The sequence below is a fragment of the Indibacter alkaliphilus LW1 genome (genome assembly GCF_000295935.2).
GTDB classification, from domain to species: Bacteria; Bacteroidota; Bacteroidia; order Cytophagales; family Cyclobacteriaceae; genus Indibacter; species Indibacter alkaliphilus.
The window spans coordinates 1-7,831 of record NZ_ALWO02000019.1; the positions used below are offsets into that span (position 1 = coordinate 1).

The 7,831-nt window shown below is 41.6% G+C and carries 4 protein-coding genes; all 4 read right to left on the minus strand.

Translation table 11 applies throughout. The annotated features are described in order from the left end of the window. Positions 1 to 437 precede the first annotated feature (437 nt). A complete protein-coding gene (locus A33Q_RS21465) occupies positions 438 to 1,430 on the minus strand; it encodes a hypothetical protein (RefSeq protein WP_152527373.1) in 993 nt (330 codons plus the stop codon). A 16-nt stretch (positions 1,431 to 1,446) separates the two neighbouring features. Beyond that, positions 1,447 to 3,105, minus strand: coding sequence for a SusD/RagB family nutrient-binding outer membrane lipoprotein (locus A33Q_RS03830; RefSeq protein ID WP_009036460.1), 1,659 nt, complete (start codon positions 3,103 to 3,105; stop codon positions 1,447 to 1,449). A gap of 19 nt (positions 3,106 to 3,124) precedes the next feature. Next, positions 3,125 to 6,340 carry a SusC/RagA family TonB-linked outer membrane protein gene (locus A33Q_RS03835; RefSeq protein ID WP_009036461.1) on the minus strand — a complete coding sequence of 1,072 codons (3,216 nt, stop codon included), beginning with the start codon at positions 6,338 to 6,340 and terminating at the stop codon, positions 3,125 to 3,127. 783 nt (positions 6,341 to 7,123) lie between these two features. After that, entirely contained in the window at positions 7,124 to 7,600 is a 477-nt protein-coding gene (locus tag A33Q_RS03840) for a hypothetical protein (protein ID WP_009036462.1), read from the minus strand. Positions 7,601 to 7,831 lie beyond the last annotated feature (231 nt).

Here is a 7,831-nt window from a genome sequence, read left to right on the forward strand (position 1 = left end):
CCCGACTTTAGTCGAAAATCATTTCGGCTAAAGCCTATAACCCTGAGCACCAAGCTTTAACCACCGCATAAATGCGATGGAAATTAAAAGTGAACCTGATTGTTTAATCCAACCTTCACAGAAGGACTGACCCAAACCAATTTCCACTATCTTCAGATAGTGGCCATAGCTGCAAACCCAGCCACTGCCTCGGTCTGTGTCCTCAGAGACCGAAATAATACTTGTTTTGATCGTAGTACAATATTCTGTGAAGACACAGAACATGGGGTTGCTAAGTTTTGGATTGTATGATGTTCTGTGAAGACACAGAACATGGGGTTGGTGATTGATAGTAATGAATATTTACGTTCGTGAAGACACGAACGGCGGCTCAGGCAGAAGCAAAAAAAGCCAGCCCCAAAAGGAACTGGCTTTATATTCTTATCCTAATTTGGATTTTAAATCTTCGTCAGGGTAAATTCAATCGGATCCGTGATACCACAGCTAGATTCAGTATCATCTATAAAGAATACCTGAATCACACTGTCATCGTCCAAATCGTACTCCGCAAGGTTATCATTATCAGATTCCCAGAATATGGTAGTACCTCCACAACCTGCACCGGCAGATTCCTCCGGCTTTAGAACCAAGCCGCAAGAGAATACAATTGTGAAAGGTCTAGTTGTGAATCCACCCAAGTAATTAACTGTAAAAGTTCTTGCAATAGAGGTATTCCCTTCAGCCAAAGTAACTACTTCCTCTACAAATCTTGTGGCATTGCCAAAGAAAGGATCTCCAGGACCTCCAGTTTGCTCCAATTGGTATTGACCCAATCCATAACCATCGGATAAAGGACAAATAACTTCAACATTGTACAAGAAAGGAGAGTCATAGAAGATACCACCTGCTACATCAGAAGACCTGTTGTCAGGACCGAATGTTCTACCAAATCTGTCTGTAGCATACAATCTTACCTCAAACACATCTCCACCTTCGATCTCATCAGCAGTCAGTCCAACTGCCTGAATCATGGTAGCCGCAGGAATATCGATCACAGCTCTTTTAAATCTATTTTCAGGACTTTGAGTAAACTCAGAACCTGATATAGTCGCTACTGTAACTTCCTGTCTTTGACCACCGGACTGTGCTGGAGTATACTCCAGGCCTACACCAGGGATCAATCTTCTGTGTCTGATTCGAACTTCCACAGTTTCTACAGTAGTACCTTCTTCAGCATCAACTGATTCAACGGTAACATTAAACCTTGAATTCGGAAGATTAAAGAAATTGAAGGTCAGACTATTGGTGGAAGCTGCCCTTATTGTACGCAAGTACAAGGCTGTATCAAATTCTGAGTAAGGAACATTTGGCTCTACAAAGTCCCTACAAGAGGAAACAAATGCCATGAGCACAACCAATATCCCTAGACTTATTTTTTTTATTTTCATCATTTCTGTCATTTAGAGATTAATACACCCAACCATTACCTTCAGGATTGGTATCCCAGAACACACGATCTCTTCTTGCCTCATCTCGCTGAACCGCATTTCTGTTGGTCACAGCATGATTCTGAGGATAGAACATGGTCCTTGGGAAAGACCCAAAATTCTCCAATAATCCAGGCTGCATGTTACCAGGCTTACCTGTTCTTCTGTACAAATTATAAGACTCGTTTCCATTTCCGAAAAGCGCCAACCAATATTCTCTACCGATAATATCCATTCTTACATCAGCATTGGCCTGATCCCATTGTCTAGCTACAACTTCGATATACTCCTCAACCTGCTCATTGAAATCAGCCAAAGGCTGGAAGGTATTAATAGCACCGGCCTGAGAAGTAGTTATAGCATAAGCTCTAACAAAATTCATGGATTTTTCAACACCTGCTTCCAGATAGGACTTGGCATCTCCGGATACACCATCCATCGTATGGATAGCTTCTGCAATCATAAAGTCAACAAAGGCAGGCAACATAATTGGGTGTATACCCTGACCTCCTGCTCCGGCAGTAGGACTTACTGGCGCACCAGCATTGTCGTCGAACCTTCCACCTGCTGGATACACGCCCCAGGCAGTTCTTCCCAAACCATCCGGTGGAATACCTTCAGCATTCAGATGATCTCTACCCCAGTAACCTCTGGTTCCTGGAAGACAGAAAGGCCATCCTCCTGCCAAATAATGTCCTGGAGCAATTTCTCCCAAACATCTCAATTGATCTGGATCAGTTGGATTGGAAGTTACCTGTCTGTAGAAGTAAAATCTCGCTCTTGGATCTGTAACAGACTTTTCCTCTGTCATTCTCCACATATACCAAGTAGATTGGTAGTCACCACCTCCACCTGGAGTGTACTGTCCTGCAAATCTTGGATGTCTGGAATCAGGGTCTGTCAAGTTTGTTCCAAACCTGAAAACAAATTCCTGTCCAGGTTGGATAAAGTTGTTGGCTGAGATCAAAGCATTGATGGCAGAAGCAGAACCGGCTGGATCAACCAACTTTCTGTTCAAATGATACTTCAATTCCAAAGCATTGATCAGTCTTACCCAGTTGGCCCAGGTACCATTGTAATACAAATCCTGTGGTGCACCTATAGAGGTAGCAGCAAAGTCTTCTCTGGCTGCCTGCAAACTTGCCAATGCCACTGCGTAAACAGATGCTGCGTCATCATAATTTGGATTCAATCCATCAATAGCAGGATTGTTTGGATCCAAAGCCTCAGTCCAAGGCACATCATCAAAGTAATCCACCAAAGTCATCAAGGTATAGGCCTGAATCACTCTGGCTATACCCATATGTCTTCTGAAATTAGCCTCTTCAGCTAATGGAAGCATAAATTTGACATTGTTCAGGATATTGGCATAAGCATTGGTCCATCTGGCATCCATGGCCACAGGCTGATGGGTTTGCTCATACAAGTTAGATCCCTGATTGATCATCCTTGTCAATCTCATTCCGGTATCACCGGTCTGGTTGAAAAAGGTAGCGAAATCAATCTGGATTCTATTCAATACCAGGTCTAAACTGGCCGTTTCAGGAGCTACGTTGTTTGGATCCTGTTGCAGATCCAGGTCACATGAACTTACCAGCACCAAACTCAGTGCGACAAGCAGGCTATATATTTTTTTCATAATCTTCATCTTTTGGGGATTAGAAAGTAAGCGTTACTGTACCACCAAATCTTCTGGAGCTAGGTCCGGTTACGAAATCAAAGCCCAAACCATTGCCCACACCAAGACCCAATACATCCGGATCAAAGTTCATGTTAGGTGGGAAGTTTAAGGCCAAGAACCAAAGGTTGGTACCACTCAAGGCTACGGAAGCTCTTTTGAAAGGAGTTCTGGCCAAGATTGAAGTTGGCAAATCATAACCAAAGGAAAGCTCTCTCAATCTTACTGCTGAGCCATCGAATACGTTGGACTCATCCGCACCGGTATGGTACTGGTTGAAGAAGTAGTTGGAAGCGGTTACCTGAATGTCATTAGGCGTTCCATCTTGCTTTACACCTGGAAGGATAAAGGTATACTCTCTGTCCACTACTGGATCCTTGGTCACACCCCTTGCAAGGGTAGCAGTCACCGTATTGGAGAAAATAGCACCTCTGTGTCTGTATTCCATCATGACATTGGCAAAGAAGCCTTTGTAACGGAAGGTATTGATCCAGGAACCTGTCCAAGCTGGGTTAGGATCACCCAATTCAACCAAGTCAGAAGCTGTTTGGTAATCACCGTTTGGCAACACAATGGGCTGTCCGGTCTGCTCATCTCTGGCAAAACCTGTACCTTTGATGATGTTGAATGGTCTTCCCGGTACGGCAAAGTTACCCAAGCTGGTAAAGCCTGACACCACGATTTCATCCAAACCTTCACCCAATTCCATGGTCACAGTCCTGTAAAGCGTGAAGTTCACGATAGACTCCCAGTTAAATCCTGAAGCAGTAGTCACAGGATTCGCAGTTGCCTGGAATTCTATACCTCTGTTTCTGATTTTACCGATATTGATGGCTGTACGGGTAAATCCAGTGGAGGGATCAATTGGAGCAAAGGTGATTAGGTCTCTGGTGTTCTTTTGATACAAGGAAAGGTCAAACCTTAACTTGTTATTGAACATACCGGCTTCAATACCGAATTCAAATTCCTCATGCAGCTCTGGTCTCAAGTTGGAATTACCCAAATCATTACTTAAAGCTTGAGTCTGAAATAAGGATCCTGCTGCATTTTGGAATGCTCTGGCATTTTGCACCAGTACATTTCTTGTTGAATATGGACTTGGGAAACCAGCAGAAGTACCGTAACCAAATCTCAGTTTCAAGTCGTTCATGGTAGATGAATTCCAGTTGAATGCATCTGTAGGAAGAAATGAAACAGAAGCTCCTGGATAAAGAATCCTTCTGTTTTCAGGTTCTACTGTAGAAGTCCAGTCATTTCTGGCTGACAAGTTCAGGAACAGGTAATCATCATAATCGAAAGTTAAGTTGGCATAAACCCCCATTCTTCTTTCCTCTTGGGTAAAGTTAAGCACTCTACCAGTCAATGGATCCCTGGCAGACGCCTGAAGGAAGTTGGAATGTCTGAAAAGATCAAAAGCCAACTGCCCTGTAGATACGATACCATCCTGCTCGTAATTATCATATCTGGAGTTACCACCAATCAAAGCAGACATAGAGATTTTCTCAGAAATATCTTTTCTCCAATTGATGATCACATCCTGGTTGAAAATGGTATTGTTTACATCAAGAGATCTCATGTATCCGGTGTTGATCAAGGTACTTACACCTCCACCGCCACCACGGTTGTATCTTGCTTGTCTGTTCTCAGAATAAGTATCCAAACCAAACCTGTATGTCACAGAGAAGTTGTCATTGATATCATAATTCAAAGAAGTGGAGTTGAAGAAACGGTTTACCGTAGAAGCATCTACGAAGTTTCTCACCAACCAATAAGGGTTTACCTGATCATTGTTACCTCTGAAATACACATTGGATCTGTCAACTGGGTTTTCAAAAGGAAGACCAGCCAAATCAACAGAACGTGGTGTATACAAGGTATTTGCAAATACAGAAGGAATACCGGCATTAGGTCCGGAACCAAAAGCTGCGTTTACAGGAGGTGAAACTAAGTCTGTAATGGCAAAAGTGAAAGATGAATTCACTGTCAATTTATCAGTTACAGAAGACTTGATACCCAAGCCGAAGTTGTACTTGTTCAGGTTGTTACCTGGAGTAAAGCCTTCATCATCTGTATACCCGAAGGAAGCAGAATAAGAAGTTCTCTCTGAGGATCCAGCAATCTGAATGGAAGTATTGGAAACAATACCTGTTCTAAAGAACGCAGAAGATACATCTTCGTAAGCTCTGTAGTCATACCTGATTGGTGTTGTTCCATCTGCTTCGAAGAATTCAGGGAAAGCATTTCTGATAGAGGCAACTCCTGAAGAAGCAATAGGGTGACCGATCTGCAAACCCTGATCCATTCTAGGACCGAAGTTAGAGAAGAAGAAACCTGGCTGCTGCTGGAAACCGTTACCGTAAATCTGACCGAAAGAAGGTAAAGAAGCGGCCTGGTTACCAAAAACAGATTGGTTGATGGTTACTTCAGCTTGTCTTCTTTTGCTTGCGCCTGATTTGGTTGTGATCAAAACCACACCGTTTCTACCCTGATCACCATATAATACGGTAGCAGAAAGACCCTTCAACACAGAAACATTTTCGATGTTGTTAGGATCAATATCCAAGAAACGGGAAGAAGTGGTCGCACCACCATTGGCGAAGTTTGCAGCGGAGTTGGTACCGGAGCTAAAAGGTACACCGTCTACTACGAACAAAGGCTGATTGGAACCAGTGGCAGAGGAGTAACCCCTGATGATGATATTGGTACCTGAACCAGAAAGTCCGTTAGTAGCAGTGATGTTTACACCGGCTACTTTTCCTTGCAATACCCTGGATACATCAGCTTCAGGTCTGTTTTGGATGAGTTCATCCCCTACAGAAGATACTGCGTAGCCCAAGGCTTTTTTGTCTTTCTCAATACCGATCGCAGTTACTACCACTTCTGATAGTTGTGATGCGTCTGTAGTGAGGGTTACATTGATTACGGATCTGTTGCCGATTGCCTCTTCTTGAGATTTTAATCCCACAAAAGAGAAAATCAGGACATTTGATCCATCAGGTACATTAATAGAGTAATTACCATCCAGGTCGGAGGTAGTACCTACTGTCGTACCCTTTACGAGAACGGATGCACCTGGTAAACCCAGTCCGTCTTCATCGGAAATTACCTTTCCGGTAATTACCCGTTGTTGCGCCGACACCTCTAACGTGAGTGCCATGGTGAAAAGCGCAATAACAAAGAGTAAAGCTTTTCTCATAAGGTATTTAGTTTAGTTGATGCGTAAAGAAAAATTATTTATCGCACTTTTCAAAATTGCCCCAACTTTCTTGAAGTGCTATATAATTCCATAAAATATTAAACTTTTAACCAATTTTAACAAGTATATTATTTATATAATAAAAAGTCATCTGTAAATATTTATATTTTATTCAGATTATTCATTTTAATGGCTTAAATTCAGGCTAAACGGCTGCTAAAAGTGATTATTTGGAAATGAGCCCATAACAAAATCAATTATTTACAATACCCCCCTCTCAGGGAGGTTGCTCAGAATATTATTTTGTTTTTGTGTTTGGTGAAAATTTATACAAATCCATATTTTTTTTCGTATTCATTAAATTTATCTCTTTTTACAAACAGTTATTTGCCATTTTAATATTTTTAGAGGCTTATTTTTTAATTTTTATTAATTTTTGAGAGAATTGAATTAGAATCTATAGAATTTGTCTGAATTCTCTTAAAAAAAAATTTAAAGAGAGAGATTTAGGGGTTTGATTCCTTAAAAAACTTTTCAATAATTCCCCTCTATTTCCAAAATAGGGTATGTTTTAGTGGAATTCCGGCTGAAATCCCGTGAATAATTGAACATCAAGGGTGAATTCCTGTAAAGAACTGACTTAAAAAATAATATTTGGCAAATCACAAATTCCAAATATTATTTCGATTTTAAAAAATTGATCCTTTGAATTATGTGATTTTTACAAAAAGAAATAGCCATGTTTCCGCAAACATGGCTATTCAACATTCTTTATTCTGAAATCTAGAAGGTAAAACGTATAGAAAGGGCTACTTCATCGCCCCAAAAGCCGGCATCACCAAAATTGATTACAGGTTTCCAATCCAAGGAAAGGTTGATGGGGGCATTGTCAAAAACGTAGTCCAGTCCGATGATACCGTCCAGTCCTACTACCGTAGTCCCCACTCTATTGTCTCCCCAAGGTCTGTTGCTTCTTCGGGCATTCCATGACCCAACATGGGCACCTCCCCCAAAGAACCACATCAACCCTTTGACATCAGGAATATCTTTATGCACTTCATAGAGTCCGGTAATCACGAATCCACCCCACCTAGAGTGAAGAATCCCTTCCAAAGCGGCATCCTGTGAGATAAAGTGTTTGACGGTAAGCCCATTGCTTACCCCAGCTCTGAGTCCTATTCCTGTGGTGTATTGGGCAAAAGATTGGTTGCCCATAGCCATACAGAAGATGATGGCAGATAAAAAGAGAAGTTTTTTCATAGTATAGCTTTTTTAAGAATGGATAATATGCTTTTAAAATCGTGCCAAATTACGTGTTTCAGGCGGATTTGCAATGTGGGGTTTGTTTTTGTATTTGAGAGATAGGGGGGTGCATAATGTACGCCTACAGCACATCTATCATAACCCATAAGTTTACCAATTAGTCAGAATCCCAAATCAACCAACAAGTCCCAGAGGGACTTCCTATTGGTAGAAACTGTCTGTGGGGAG

Coding starts and splice junctions, on each gene's coding strand:
- A33Q_RS21465 (WP_152527373.1), bottom strand. CDS start 1,430: ATGATGAAAATAAAAAAAATAAGTCTAGGGATATTGGTTGTGCTCATG.
- A33Q_RS03830 (WP_009036460.1), bottom strand. CDS start 3,105: ATGAAAAAAATATATAGCCTGCTTGTCGCACTGAGTTTGGTGCTGGTA.
- A33Q_RS03835 (WP_009036461.1), bottom strand. CDS start 6,340: ATGAGAAAAGCTTTACTCTTTGTTATTGCGCTTTTCACCATGGCACTC.
- A33Q_RS03840 (WP_009036462.1), bottom strand. CDS start 7,600: ATGAAAAAACTTCTCTTTTTATCTGCCATCATCTTCTGTATGGCTATG.